13 protein-coding genes and 1 pseudogene are annotated in these 13,551 nt (G+C 60.9%); 5 read left to right on the forward strand and 9 right to left on the reverse strand.

Annotation, left to right across the window (positions count from 1 at the left end):
- Positions 1-9: 9 nt before the first annotated feature.
- From R1A29_RS01710 to R1A29_RS01720, 3 genes are read right to left on the reverse strand one after another with little or no spacing between them, the layout of a single operon-like run.
- Positions 10-270 (reverse strand): phosphopantetheine-binding protein, encoded by a 261-nt coding sequence (locus R1A29_RS01710; RefSeq protein ID WP_085711082.1) that lies wholly within the window; start codon positions 268-270, stop codon positions 10-12.
- The gene (locus R1A29_RS01715) at positions 251-1,060 is read right to left on the reverse strand and encodes a lysophospholipid acyltransferase family protein (RefSeq protein WP_119429509.1); all 810 of its coding nucleotides are present in this window, start codon (positions 1,058-1,060) and stop codon (positions 251-253) included. The genes R1A29_RS01710 and R1A29_RS01715 overlap by 20 nt, the downstream gene beginning before the upstream one ends.
- On the reverse strand, positions 1,036-1,761 hold the full coding sequence (locus R1A29_RS01720; RefSeq protein WP_438300475.1) for a beta-ketoacyl synthase chain length factor: 726 nt from the start codon (positions 1,759-1,761) through the stop codon (positions 1,036-1,038). Before R1A29_RS01720 ends, R1A29_RS01715 begins: the two co-directional genes overlap by 25 nt.
- 370 nt (positions 1,762-2,131) lie before the next feature.
- Between R1A29_RS01720 and R1A29_RS01725 the strand changes: the two genes are divergently transcribed.
- Positions 2,132-2,902 (forward strand): ParA family protein, encoded by a 771-nt coding sequence (locus R1A29_RS01725; RefSeq protein WP_085711085.1) that lies wholly within the window; start codon positions 2,132-2,134, stop codon positions 2,900-2,902.
- Between the two features lie 45 nt (positions 2,903-2,947).
- Here R1A29_RS01725 and trxC read toward each other — a convergent pair whose 3' ends face one another.
- Complete coding sequence (trxC, locus tag R1A29_RS01730) at positions 2,948-3,382, reverse strand: thioredoxin TrxC (protein WP_114881153.1); 435 nt, start codon at positions 3,380-3,382, stop codon at positions 2,948-2,950.
- Between the two features lie 301 nt (positions 3,383-3,683).
- On the opposite strand from trxC, the gene R1A29_RS01735 reads away from it, so the two are divergent.
- Positions 3,684-3,887: an AbrB/MazE/SpoVT family DNA-binding domain-containing protein gene (locus R1A29_RS01735; protein ID WP_438300476.1), complete on the forward strand. Its 204-nt coding sequence runs from the start codon at positions 3,684-3,686 to the stop codon at positions 3,885-3,887.
- On the forward strand, positions 3,887-4,249 hold the full coding sequence (locus R1A29_RS01740; RefSeq protein ID WP_085711088.1) for a type II toxin-antitoxin system PemK/MazF family toxin: 363 nt from the start codon (positions 3,887-3,889) through the stop codon (positions 4,247-4,249). The genes R1A29_RS01735 and R1A29_RS01740 overlap by 1 nt, the downstream gene beginning before the upstream one ends.
- Positions 4,250-4,255: 6 nt before the next feature.
- Here the strand turns inward: R1A29_RS01740 and selO are convergent, their stop codons facing one another.
- The 5 genes and pseudogenes from selO to R1A29_RS01765 all read right to left on the reverse strand — a co-directional run.
- Positions 4,256-5,719 (reverse strand): protein adenylyltransferase SelO, encoded by a 1,464-nt coding sequence (selO, locus tag R1A29_RS01745; RefSeq protein ID WP_438300477.1) that lies wholly within the window; start codon positions 5,717-5,719, stop codon positions 4,256-4,258.
- A 48-nt stretch (positions 5,720-5,767) separates the two neighbouring features.
- On the reverse strand, positions 5,768-9,121 hold the full coding sequence (gene mscK, locus R1A29_RS01750; protein ID WP_438300478.1) for a mechanosensitive channel MscK: 3,354 nt from the start codon (positions 9,119-9,121) through the stop codon (positions 5,768-5,770).
- Between the two features lie 34 nt (positions 9,122-9,155).
- The gene (locus R1A29_RS01755) at positions 9,156-10,898 is read right to left on the reverse strand and encodes a potassium/proton antiporter (RefSeq protein WP_085711091.1); all 1,743 of its coding nucleotides are present in this window, start codon (positions 10,896-10,898) and stop codon (positions 9,156-9,158) included.
- Between the two features lie 157 nt (positions 10,899-11,055).
- The gene (locus R1A29_RS01760) at positions 11,056-11,928 is read right to left on the reverse strand and encodes a methyl-accepting chemotaxis protein (RefSeq protein ID WP_371850982.1); all 873 of its coding nucleotides are present in this window, start codon (positions 11,926-11,928) and stop codon (positions 11,056-11,058) included.
- A 30-nt stretch (positions 11,929-11,958) separates the two neighbouring features.
- Positions 11,959-12,708: pseudogene (locus tag R1A29_RS01765) on the reverse strand (MCP four helix bundle domain-containing protein); the annotation flags it as partial.
- 251 nt (positions 12,709-12,959) lie between these two features.
- Here R1A29_RS01765 and R1A29_RS01770 point away from each other — a divergent pair.
- Both R1A29_RS01770 and R1A29_RS01775 read left to right on the forward strand, forming a co-directional pair.
- A complete protein-coding gene (locus tag R1A29_RS01770; RefSeq protein ID WP_007952320.1) occupies positions 12,960-13,190 on the forward strand; it encodes a hypothetical protein in 231 nt (76 codons plus the stop codon).
- On the forward strand, positions 13,187-13,489 hold the full coding sequence (locus R1A29_RS01775; RefSeq protein ID WP_007952314.1) for a cell division protein ZapA: 303 nt from the start codon (positions 13,187-13,189) through the stop codon (positions 13,487-13,489). Before R1A29_RS01770 ends, R1A29_RS01775 begins: the two co-directional genes overlap by 4 nt.
- The last annotated feature ends 62 nt before the right edge of the window (positions 13,490-13,551 follow it).

Consider the following 13,551-nt stretch of genomic DNA (forward strand, 5'->3'; position numbering starts at 1 on the left):
GGTCCGGTCTCAAGCTGCCTGTTTTGCCGTGACGAACGCCGCGAGGCTCGCCACGTTGGTGAAATGGTTGCGGGTGTCCTTGGCGTCGGCGTCGATCTTGATGCCGTACTTTTTCTGGATCGCCAGGCCAAGCTCCAGAGCGTCGACGGAATCCAGGCCCAGGCCCTCGCCGAACAGCGTCTGGTCGTCGCCAATATCGTCGACGCTGATGTCTTCGAGGCCCAGGGCGTCGATGATCAGCAGTTTTATCTCACGGTGCAGATCGCTCATCTTCGGCGAGCTCCTTGATAAAAAAATGGTGCAGAAAGTCGTTGAGCTTGCGCGAGGCCTGCGGTGCAGGACCTTGTGCGGCAAAGGTCTGTGGGTCTATATCGGCCCCGACGCGAAAACTGAAGTGAACACGGCGGCTCGGGATGCGATACCACGGCTCGGCCTTGGTCAGGGTGGTCGGGCTGACCTTGATGATGACCGGCGTCAGGATTTTCGCACCGCGCAGCGCGATGGCCGCAGCCCCCCGATGAAAGGCCGGGGCCTGACCGGGTTGGGTGCGCGTGCCCTCCGGGAAAATGATCAGGGTCTGGCCATCCTGCAATGCGCCGGCGGCGGCATCGAGCATGTCCATGCTGCCGTCGTTGCTGATGTATTCGGTGCTGCGCAGTGGGCCACGGGTGAAAGGGTTTTCCCACAGCGTTTTCTTCACCACGCAATTGGCGTGGCGTACCAGGCCGATCAGGAACACCACATCGATCAGCGACGGGTGGTTGGCGATGATCATCTGCCCCGGCCGGCCGAGGCGTTCGGCACCCTGAATGTCATAGGTCAACACGCCGGTACGGGCCATGAACCGGACGAAAAACCAGAACAGCCGACTGACGGTCTGCCGCGCCCGCTCGCGATGGGCTTTCGCATCGCCTGGCAGGCAGCCCAGCAGCGGAAACACCAACAAACGCAGGCACAGTCCGCCCAGCCCGAACAGGGCAAAACTGAGGGCAGTGGCCAGCAGGCGCCAGTAGTAGGCGTCGCGGTGCTTTTCGGTCACGGGTTGCGTTGCCAGGTCCATACACGATTTTTCCAGGCATGTTGGCAAAGGGTTTGCTGGCCGAGCAGGGTTTGCAGCAGATTCAGTGCATGGGGCCATTGCGCTTTGGACAGTGCTTCGGGGGCGCTGTTCAGGGTCAGCCGCCAGTCGGTACCGGGGGTCAGCAGCAAGCCGACCGCGTACGGAAACGGCACATCATCGACCCACGCCGAATAGGCCTGGGGCGGCTGTTCTTCGGTGATCACCAACAGTACGGCGGGCGCGCCTTCCTCCAGCAGGGCGGCGGCTTCCAGCACGCCGTGTTCGAGGCCGTCGCCAGCGGCGGCGAGGGCCGTCATCTCGCTGGTTTCGCCGCGCATGATCGACCACAGGCCGATGATCGCGTTGTGCACGGAGAGGCTGAACTGGGTCGGTGACAACGGCTGCTCGTTGGCCAGGTCACTGAGGATTTCGAAGGTGCGCGGCGTTTCGCCGTGACGGGACACGAACACCAGCGGCAGGTTTTCCCGACCGTCGGCCAGTGGCCAGCCGACACTGAAGGCCATCCGCGCCAGGCGACTGAGACGGCGGCGCTGCATGGCGGGAAGGAACGACACATCGGGCGCGGCATCGCTGCTCGGGAGCACGACCGGCTGTCGGCTCCAGGCTTGCCAGGCGTCCACGCTGTCGAGCCCGGGAGCCCAGGCGCGCCATTGGGCGATGTTGAAGTTGATCACGGACATTCATCCCGCCCCTGCGGGCTGTTTTTGACGCGGTTCTGCCAAAGCCACAGAGGAGCTGACCTTGCCGAAAGTGGCGTGGCGCTTGGCGCCGGGTGGCGCGCATTATCCCGGTGCGACGAGTGTGTAGCAAATGCTGGTTACATTTTGCGCGCTGAAATGGACCGAAAGGTACAACGCGAAAACTGTCACTTGGCCATTATCCACGCTGCGCGGGATTTTTCTGTCAGGCATATCAGCGGCCATTGGCAGTCTTTGCGCCGTGTTGAATGAGAGATTGGCGTCTGACTCTGTAGTCCGCATCCATGAAGGTAGCGAAGCGGGGCCGGGCACCACTACACTCGGTCATTCTTTGATACACGGAGGTTTTGTCATGCGGCGCGTGGTGTTCAATCAGAAAGGTGGCGTGGGCAAATCCAGCATCGCCTGCAATCTGGCGGCGGTCAGCGCCAGCGAGGGTTATCGCACGCTGTTGGTGGATCTCGATGCCCAGGCCAACTCCACTCAGTACCTGACCGGGCTCACCGGTAATGACATTCCGATGGGCATCGCCGACTTCTTCAAGCAGACCCTGTCCTCGGGCCCGTTCTCCAAGAAGAACAAGGCCGATATCTACGAAACCCCGTTCGACAACCTGCACATCATCACCGCCACGGCGGAGCTGGCCGATCTGCAGCCCAAGCTCGAGGCCAAGCACAAGATCAACAAGCTGCGTAAGTTGCTGGAAGAGCTGGACGGCGAATACGACCGCATCTACCTCGATACCCCGCCAGCCTTGAATTTTTATGCGGTTTCGGCGCTGATTGCCGCTGATCGTGTGCTGATTCCCTTCGATTGCGACAGCTTTTCCCGTCAGGCGCTGTACGGGCTGATGTCGGAGATCGAAGAGTTGAAGGACGACCACAACGAAGGCCTGGAAGTCGAAGGCATCGTCGTCAATCAGTTCCAGGCCCGGGCCAGCCTGCCGCAGCAGATGCTCGACGAGTTGATCGCCGAAGGGTTGCCGGTGTTGCCGGTTTACCTTGCCAGCTCAGTGCGCATGCGCGAATCGCACCAGGCCAGCACACCGCTGATCCATCTCGATCCGCGACACAAGCTGACGCAGCAGTTCGTCGAGCTGCACAACCTGCTCGAAGACGCCTGAAAAAAACCAGTGTGGGAGCCAGCTCCCACACTGGCAGGTGTTGCGTCAGATGCCTTGACTGCGCAACCACGCCATCAGTTGCGGCAGCGGAAACGCCCCGCTCTGCCGCGCCACCTCCCGGCCATTTTTGAACAGGATCAGGCTCGGAATCGAACGGATCCCCAACTGCGCCGACAACTGCTGATTGGCCTCGCTGTCCAGCTTGGCCAGCCGGCATTTGCCCGCCAGTTGCGCCGCTGCCTGCTCGAACACCGGCGCAAACGATTTGCACGGCCCGCACCAGTCCGCCCACACATCCACCAACAACGGCAGATCGCCCTTGATCTGGCTGGCGTAATCGCCTTGCTTGAGCTCGAACGGCTTGTTCAACAGCACCTCGGACTTGCAGCGCCCGCATTTCGGGTGGTCGCCGAGGCGTTCGGCGGGAATGCGGTTGAGGCCGTTGCAGGAAGGGCAGGGGATGAGGAGCGGGTCGGTCATGATAGGTCTCGATTGAGCAGTTGATGTCACTGATCTGGTGTCGAGGGAGTCATTTATCAATGTCTTGAATCGTCACAGTTTTCCGCCGGCCACCTTTCGATTGATGTCTAGGCTGAGAGCAAATTCCTGTTTTTAACGCTCGTCGTGAGGAGATCGCTTTGACTGTATCTGCGTGCTACTTTTGTTGCACAAATCGAGAGATCGATGATTTCCACTTACCGGATCGGAGTGACTTCATGTCCGTAACGTCCAGAATTCGCCGTCAGGAGGCGCTGCAGTCATAACGATTCCGCCAACGCTGTTGAAGCTGTTGCATTTGGATGTGGGAGCTCAACTGGAGCTGAATGTGGTTGAAGGGGAGTTGATAGCTCGCCCCGTGGCGCCTCTTGCTCGCAAGCGTTATAGCTTGGTCGAACTGCTTGAAGGCGCTGAGCAGTTGCAAGAACTGAATGCTCAAACTGCCGAAGCTCGCGAAGGTGAGCCTGTTGGCAGGGAGCTGGGTTGATGGTGCGTCGACAGCCCCCGCAGCGGGGAGATGTTTACTGGATTGATCCCAATCCCGTGGCCGGGCGGGAGATGATGAACAGGCATCGTTTTGTAGTCATCACTCCTCGGGAGATAAATGCTTTGGGCGTCAGCATGACCGTACCGATCACCAGCGGCGGCAATTTCAGTCGAACCTCGGGATTGGCCGTGACCATTTCTGGTCACGAAACCAATGGTGTCGCGGTGTGTAATCAGGTTCGTAGCTTTGATATCGAACAGCGTGTACGAGAGGGAAACGCGAAGTTTATTGAGCGACTGGACGACGTGACGATGGCGGACATCGTCGCTCGGGTAGTCAGCGCAATTGATCCGTTGGATTGAGCCTCCTCACGACGAACAACTGATCTCCAGATGCTTGCCCCACTCCGGCGGCCGTTCCGCATAGCTGTCCATTCCAGGCTGTTCCTCGAATGGATTGCTCAACACCGCATGCAGTCGGCGCACCTCCGAGTAATCACCCTGTTCCGCCGCATCGATCGCCTTCTGCGCCAGGTAATTGCGCAGGATGTACAGCGGATTCACCGCATGCATTCGCGCGCGGCGTTGTTCCTGATCGGTCGCGCCATCGCGTGCGACACGGGCGACATAGCGTTCGCCCCAGGCGTCGAAGCCTCGGATATCCACAAAGTCATCGCGCAGCCGGGCAATCGCCTGGTCTGCTGATTCCTCGCCCAGACGACGGAAAAATAGCGTGTAGTCGACGCCGCTGTTCTGCATCAATTGCAGCAGTTGTTCCAGCAGTTGCTGGTCGTCGTCCTCGGCCGTAGTGAGGCCCAAACGTCGGCGCATCAGGTCGAGGTAGTGCGCCTGGAACAGCGGCAGGTACAGGCCAAGGGTCTCGCGCAGGGCTTCGACGCTGATGAATGGCGTCAGGGCCTGGGCCAGGGCGCTGAGGTTCCACTGGCCGACGGGGACCTGATTGCTGAACGAGTAACGGCCCTGATCGTCGGAGTGGTTGCAGATGAAGTTCGCGTCGAAGTCGTCGAGGAAGGCGAACGGACCGAAGTCGAAGGTGATGCCGAGGATCGACATGTTGTCGGTGTTCATCACCCCGTGGCAGAAACCGTAGGCCTGCCACTTGGCGATCAGCTCGGCGTTGCGCTCGACGATTTCGCGGAACATTGCCAGATACGGCTCCGGCTGTTCCAGGCACTCGGGGAAGTGCATCGCCAACACGTGCTCGCCGAGCTGCTTCTGCTGCTCGGGACGCTTGGTGTAATAGAAATATTCGAAATGGCCGAAGCGCACGTGGCTAGGTGCCAGACGCAGCACCATTGCGGCGCGCTCCTGTTTCTCACGCCACACCGGGGTGTCGGAACCGATCACGCAGGCGGCGCGTGAAGACGGGATGTTCAGCGCATACAGCGCTTCGGATGCAAGAAACTCACGGATCGACGAACGCAGCACGGCACGACCATCGCCCATGCGCGAAAACGGTGTCTGACCTGCGCCCTTGAGGTGCAGGTCCCAGTGTTCGCCGGCCGCGTTGTAGACCTCGCCCAGCAACAGCCCGCGACCATCGCCCAGTTGCGGCGTATACCCGCCGAACTGATGCCCGGAATAGACCATCGCCCGCGGTTCTGCATCGGCCCACAACTTGTGGCCGCCGAACAGTTCGGCAAATTCCTGGGTGTCGGCGGTCGCCGGTTCCAGATCCAGCAGAGCCAGGGCCGCCGGGCTGGCAACCACCAGCCGAGGATTGTCGATCGGTTCGGGCAGCACATGGGCCGAGAACGCGTCGCCCAGACGGGCGAAGCGGTTGTCGAAGGTCAGTTCGTCGAGGGCTTTCAAGGGCCGGCTCCAGCAGAATGTCCGAGCATTCTGCTGGGATTAGCCCGGTTAGTCGAGTTTGGCGGGCGGCGGCTCTTGCAGCGGTTTTTGCTCGCCGCTGACGGGCACGATGGTTTTGCTGTCGTCTTCGACCGGCACCAGTTTGTACTCCTGACCGTGAAGGTTCTTCAGGTACACCTCCATCTGCCGGAACGAGATGTTGATGTGCTGTTTCTTGAACTCGCGATTGATGAAGCGGTTGACCTCGTCGATCACCGGATTGCGGTCGCCGAGGTCGCGCACATGCATGCGCAGCTCGTGGTCGAGGGTGCTTTCGCCGAAGTTGAGGAAGTACACGTGCGGCTCGGGTTCTTTGAGCACGCGCGGGTTTTCCCGGGCAGCCTTGAGCAGCAGCTCCTTGACCAGATCCAGATCCGAACCGTAATCCACACCGAGTTTCAGCGTCACCCGGGTGATGGTGTCGGTCAGCGACCAGTTGATCAGTTGCCCGGTGATGAACGTCTTGTTCGGGACAATGATGTCCTTGCGGTCGAAGTCGGTGATGGTCGTGGCGCGGATGCGGATCTTGCTCACGGTGCCCGACAGGTTGCCGATGGTGATAGTGTCGCCGATCCGCACCGGGCGTTCGAACAGGATCATGATGCCGGAGATGAAGTTCGCGAAGATCTCCTGCATCCCGAAACCGAGGCCGACCGACAGCGCCGCCACCAGCCATTGCAACTTGTCCCAGCTCACGCCGAGGGTCGACAGGGTGGAGACGAAGCCGACGCCGGCGATCACGTAGGACAGCAGCGTCGTGGTCGCGTAGGCACTGCCCTGGGCCAGATTGAGTTTCGACAGCACGAACACTTCAAGCAGGCCCGGCAGGTTGCGTGCGAGCGCAAAGGTAATGCCGATAATGATCAGCGCGCCGAGCATGTCGCCGATGCTGATCGGCACCATGCTCATGTTGGCGCCGGTGCCGCTGGTGTACTCGTAGAGGGTGATGTTGTCGAGGTACGAGAACACGGTGATCAGGTCGGCCCAGACCCAGTACAGCGCGGCGATGAAACCGCCGAGCAGGGCCAGACGGATCAGGCGCAGGGACTGTTCGTTGACCTTCTCGATGTCGAGGGTCGGTTCTTCGATCACCGCTTCGCCGTCGCCGGCTTCTTTCGCTGCCTGACGTTTGGCCAGTGCGCGTTGGTAGGCCAGGCGCCGAGCGGCAACTGCCAGACCACGGACGAAAGTCGCCTCGATCACCAGCCAGAACATGAGCAGGTACAGGGTATTGATCAAACGGTCGCTGAGTTTCAGCGCGGTGTAGTAGTAGCCGAAGCACACCGCGACGAACAGCGCGATGGGCAGCAGGGTGAACATGATCCCCACGGCCTTGCGGAACAGCGAGGCGTTTTCGTGGGTCGGGCTGCTGATCAGCAGGCGACTGAGCAGCCACGCCATCAGGGCGTAGCAAGTCAGCACCACCGGCATGCCGATGACGTCATCGGCCAGCGCCGCCGGCTGCAGTTCGGCGACTGCCACCACCGCCACGAGAGCCATGACCACCAGACCAAGGCGACGCACCCAGCCCTGAAGGAATTCGACCTGCGGCTTCTCCCAACGGAAGTGCAGTTCAGCCACACCGCCCGGCGCAAGAATCCGGTAAGCGGTGTAGAACACCAGCCACGCCTGACCCATTTGCAGCAGGGCGGCGCCCATGTTGGCGTTCTGGCCACGGGCGTCGATCTGCAGCGCCAGCCCGCACAGCGCAAGACCCAGCGCCACCGGCATCGCCAGCAGGATGTTGATCAGGATCGCCTGCGGCGTGTGCCACTGGCTGTCACGTTTGAAGTGGCCGATGTCCTGGTGAACCTTGTTCAGGCGTGCATACAGTTGCTTGCGCCGCCACAGCAAGGCGCCGATCAGCAGCGCCAGTGGCAGGAACAGCAGCGGGCGCTGGGTCAGGCCGTCAGTCAGTTCGCTGAGGCTGGAGGCCAGCGGCAGGGTGTCGATCTGGCGTTTCAGGCGCTCCGGCACACCGCGCAGCCACTCGGAGTCCAGCGGCTTGTTGCTGGGAATCCAGAACATCTGCTCGTCGAGGGTCGCGCGCAGGCTTTGCGCGGTGCTCAGCAGTTGCTTCTGGTTCAGTTGCAGGGTGATCGACTCGTTGAGCATCGCGCTCAGTTCGCGGCTCAGCCGATCCAGCAGATCGACGCGAGTGTTGGCCAGATCCAGCAGGTTTTTGCGAAGTTGCGCTGTGACTTGCTCCGGCGGCTGGGTGGACAGCAGGGTGTCGACGTAAGTCGCCGGGTTGCTCAGTTGTTCTCGTTGCTGGTTGATTTCGAACTGGTACAGGCGAATGTCGGCAATCTGGTCCGCCAGATCGCGGTCGACCTTGAGACGCGGCAGCGCCTGCTTCTGTTTATAGAGAATCTTCGACAGCAGCAAACTGCCCTTGAGCACGTTGATCTGCTCGTCGAGGGCCGAGTCGCTCTGGGTCACGCTGTCCAGTTGCTGCTTGGTCTGCAGATTCTGCTGGGTCAGCTCGTTGAGGCGGTCGGTGCTTTTGAGCAGGTAGTCGGAGAGCTTGAGGTTGGCCGCGCTTTCAGTGGCGAGCAGGGTGCTGCTGCCGGACTTCTGAGCCTCGATCGACTGCTGTGTCACGGTTTCCTGAGACAGGGTCAGACGCTTCTGGTTGATCAGGGTCTGCAGCTCCTGGATCTCGTGGTCCAGACGGTCGGATTTTTCCGTGAGCAGGTCATGCTGGCTGTTGCCCAGATCCTGCAACTGGTTGTTGCCGGCCAGTTCCTGGCGGCGCAGCGGGATCAGGGCATTGAGCGACGCCAGCTCGGCGTTGAGCAGGTCGCGTTGTTCGGCACTCAGGGTCTTGCCGCTGTCCTTGCCGGTCTTGAGGATGTTGTTGATCTGCTGGATGCGGGTCTGACTGCTGGCGATTTCTGCCTGGGCGCGCTCCGGACGGGTCTGCGCGGTGATGATCAGGCTGTTGGCATCCGCCAGGGCTTTTTGCAGGTCGCTCTGCTGGGTCGAGCGCTCGGTGAGGATCTGCTCCAGCTGCTGGATGTTCTCTTTGGTGAAACGCTGCGCTACCGGTACCACGGCAGTGGCCTTGAGGCGTGCCAGTTCGCGGGTGTTCTCGATGGTTTGCTTCGGCGCCGTGGCCAGTTGCTGCTTGAGGTCGATCAGTTTCTGATCGTAGTCACGCCGGTTGTTGAGCTGGTTCAGCGTGTTTTGCAGGAGCGTTTGCAGGGCCTTTTTGTCGGCCTCGGGCAGTTTGCTGTCAGTGAGTTTGTCCAGGTTCGCCTGCACGGCTTCGCTGGACGGCGGTTCTGCGGCCTGCAGCGGGCCGACAGTAAGACTCAGGCCCAGCAGGGCCGCGAGGAAAAAGGAGCGCAGGGTAGGCATAGAGACCGGTCAAGCAAGTGAGAGTGGAGGCAGTTTAGAGGAAGAGTCCGGGGCCCGGGCGACTTCCTTCGGGGAATCTGACGCCCACTTTGGCGATCTTGTTCCCGTCCATGACCGCCACCGTCCAGTGGGTATTGTTCCACTCCACCTGGTCGCCAACGATCGGTGCACCGCCGACTTTCTGGGCGATGAAGTGGCCCAGGGTCATGTCCGGATCGATGCCTTCGGCCGACAGGCCATAAAGGGCCGCAACCGCTTTGAGCTGGGCGTCTCCTTCGAGTACGAAGTCGCCGAAGAAGCGCAGGTCGAGGCCTCGTTGCGGTGCCTGGCTGAACAGTTTTCCAAGGGCCGGCAAGTTGTGTTCATGGCCGATAACACACAGCAAATCATCGACTTCCAGCACCGTACTACCCGACGGATGGAGCAGTTGCTGGCCGCGAAACAGGGCGGCGATACGGGTGCCTTCGGGCATTTTCAGCTCGCGCAGGGGCGATCCGATGCACCATTTCTCTGCGCCGAGCTTGTAAACGAACAGTTCCCACTCGCTGGTGATGTGCACTTCCAGGGCCGAACGGGAGATCGGCGCAGGCTCCGGCGGCACCGTTACCTTGAGCAGTCTGGCCACCCACGGCAGGCTCGTGCCCTGCACCAGCAAGGACACCAGCACGATGAAGAACGCGAGGTTGAAGTACAGCTGCGCATTCGGCAGCCCGGCCATCAGCGGGAACACCGCCAGAATGATCGGTACCGCGCCACGCAGGCCGACCCAGGAAATGAAGGCCTTTTCGCGACCGTGGAAGGCCTTGAACGGCAGCAAGCCGACCACTACCGACAGCGGTCGCGCGAACAGAATCATCCAAAGCGCCAGGCCCAGAGCAGGCAGGGCGATCGGCAGCAAGTCATGCGGAGTGACCAGCAGCCCAAGCACTAGGAACATGCCGATCTGCGCCAGCCACGCCATGCCGTCGAGCATGTGCAGGATGCCGTGGCGGCTGCGTACCGGACGGTTGCCGATCACCAGGCCGCACAGGTAAACGGCGAGGAAGCCGCTGCCGTGCAGGGCGTTGGTCAGGGCAAACACCACCAGACCACCGGCGATCACCAGAATCGGATAGAGGCCGGTGGCGAGGTTGATCCGGTTGACCAGTTGCAGCATCAGCCAGCCGCCGCCGAGGCCGATCACGCCACCGATGCCGAACTCGCGGATCAGGTGGGTCAGCAGGCTCCAGTGCAGGCCGGTCTGGCCGCTCGCGAGCATGTCGATCAGGGTTACGGTGAGGAACACCGCCATCGGGTCGTTGCTGCCGGATTCGATTTCCAGACTGGCGGTCACCCGTTCGTTCAGGCCCTTGCCGCCGAGCAGCGAGAATACCGCCGCGGCGTCCGTGGAACCGACGATGGCGCCGATCAGCAGACCCTGAATCAGATTCAGGTCGAACAGCCACGCGGCGGCCATGCCGGTGAGACCGGTGGTTATCAGCACACCGACCGTGGCCAGCGACAAGGCCGGCCACAAGGCCACGCGGAAACTGGATACCCGGGTGCGCAAGCCGCCGTCGAGGAGGATCACCGCCAGTGCGAGGTTGCCGACCAGATAGGCCGTCGGGTAGTTATCGAAAATGATGCCGCCGCCATCGACCCCGGCAGTCATGCCGACGGCGAGGATGATCACCAGAATCGGGATGCCGAGACGCGACGAAAGGGAACTGACAAGAATGCTCGCACCTACCAGCAACGCGCCGATCAAGAACAGGCTGTTGATGGTCGTCGCATTCAAAGGCAGTACTCCAGAAGCGGAAAGACGGGCACAAACTGACCATGCAGTCTGCGTGCCAGCGATTCTAACCTGTTGAAATGTGATGCTGTCAAAAAGGTTTTTCAGTGAAGTGAAAGATCGTCCCCACGGGCGTGGGAACGATCAGTGTTGCGCAGGGTTAGAGGCTGAACCGCCCAACCATATTGTTCAGATCCAGCGCCAGACGCGACAGCTCGTTGCTCGCCGCACTGGTCTGATTCGCGCCGGTCGCCGATTGCACCGACAGATCGCGGATGTTCACCAGATTACGGTCGACTTCCCGCGCTACCTGCGCCTGTTCTTCGGCGGCGCTGGCGATTACCAGGTTGCGCTCGTTGATTTCGACGATGGCGGTGTTGATGGTGTCCAGCGACAGGCCGGCGCCACGGGCGATGTTCAGGGTCGACTCGGCGCGCTCGGTGCTGTTGCGCATCGAATCCACGGCGTGTTCGGTGCCGCTCTGGATGCTGCCGATCATGCGCTCGATTTCGCTGGTCGACTGCTGGGTGCGGTGCGCCAGGGCACGGACTTCGTCGGCCACCACGGCAAAACCACGACCGGCTTCACCGGCACGGGCCGCTTCGATGGCGGCGTTTAGTGCCAGCAGGTTGGTCTGGTCAGCCAGGCCACGGATCACGTCCAGCACCTTGCCGATGTCGCGGGATTCGTTGGCCAGATCACCGATCAGGGTCGCGGTGCTCTGCACGTCGGCGCTCATGCGTTCGATGGCGCTGACGGTTTCCTGCACCAGATCGCGACCGTCGCCGGCGGAAGTGGTGGCGTTCTTCGAGGCTTCCGAGGTGCTGACCGCGTTGCGTGCAACTTCTTCCACCGCGCTGGTCATCTCGTTGACCGCCGTGGCGGCCTGTTCGATTTCGTTGTTCTGCTGAGTCAGGCCACGGGCGCTTTCGTCGGTGACGCTGTTCAGCTCTTCAGCGGCAGACGCCAGTTGGGTGGCCGAGCCGGAAATCCGCTGCAGGGTATCGCGCAGCTTCGATTGCATCTTGGCCATGGCCGCCAGCAGGCGCCCGGCTTCGTCGGTGCCGTCAACGTGGATCGGCTGGGTCAGGTTGCCTTCGGCGATGGTTTCCGCCGCGTCCAGCGCTTTGGAAATCGGCTTGGTGATGCTCAGGGTCAACAGCCACGCAAAGAGGAAAGTCAGGCCGGTGGCGATCACCAACAGCGTCACCACGAGACTGAAGGCCGAAGAAAACTGCTCGGCGGCTTGCTGGTTGGTCTGGCTGATCTGCTCGCCGTTGATCTGCATCAGGCGGTTGAGCACGGTGTTCATCGCTTCGGAGTTGTTCAGCAATTCGGTGTTCAGCAGAGTGCGCAGCTCATCCACCTGATTGTTGCGCGACAGGGTTTTCATCCGGTCTTCGATCTGGCGGTACTGGCCCAGCAACTGCACGTATTGGTCATAGGCTGCACGTTCCTGCGGGCTGCCGATCAGCGGCTCGTAGTCGGTCTGGGCCTTGCGGATCTGCTGGTTGCGCATTTCCAGCAGCTCGACGGTTTTCTGCTGGATGTCCGGCTCGCGGTTCACCAGCAAGCGGTACGACAGCACCCGCAGACGCAAGGTCAGTTGGGTGAACTCGTCGAGGTTCTTGATGCTCGGCACGCTGGTGGTGGTGATGTTTTCGGCGGCGCCGCGGATCTTGCTCATCTGGTTCAGGGCGAACACGCCGAGAATCAGCATCAGGCCACCGATCAGGGCGAAACCGGTGAACGCCCGGGGGGCGATATTCATATTGCGAAGGGACATGGTGCGATTACCAGGGAAGGGCCGCATCCATGCGGGCTGAGACTGCTGTTGGATGACTTATCGGTCATACGACTAAAGTCTTGAGGCGGTGCGCGTATTTGTCGCATAAGGGGTCGGGCGACGAAGTGCAGGAACCAGATCGGCAGATCACAGTCTCTAACACTCGCAGGAATGGTCGACTGCCTGGAAAATCAGGGCCTTGCGCCGGTTTAATCCTGGCATCCACGACGACTTTTCTTTATCGTACGCGCCCTTTGAAAAAGCCCTGGAATATCAAAATGTTGGAAGCATCCCTCAGCCAATTGGAACAGCTCGTCAGTGACCTGGTGCAACAGAACCAGACCCTGTCGGAAACCAACCAGACCCTGTCCACGGAACTGGCCCAGGCCAAGGATGAAAACGAAAGCCTGCAACTGAGCCTGATGGAACAGGAAGAAAAGCACGGCGCCACCGCCGCACGCATCCAGGCCCTGGTTGATCGCGTCAACGCAGGTCCTGTCAGCGCATGAACCACGGCACAGCAGGGGTAAAAGTCATCTCCATCATGGGGGAGGACTATTCGATCAAGGCACCGGCCGGGGAAGAACAGACCCTGCTGGACGCTGCATTGATGCTCAAGGCTGCGCTGGCCGACACCAAGCGCAAATACCCGACCCTGATCGGTGATCGCCTGCTGGTGCTGGCGGCGATGAATCTGTGCTCGCAGCAGATTGAAATGAAGAAGCAGCATCAGGAAGAACTCGAGCGTTACCAAGAGCAAGTCAGCGCCACGGTCGAGACCATCGCCAAGACCATCAATCAGGGTTGATGGGGTTGCGCACAACCAAAGAATAAGATTGTCGATTGCGTTGTATACAATCGGCACGGCTG

The organism is Pseudomonas sp. NMS19W, assembly GCF_051554255.1.
Lineage (GTDB): Bacteria > Pseudomonadota > Gammaproteobacteria > Pseudomonadales > Pseudomonadaceae > Aquipseudomonas > Aquipseudomonas kribbensis.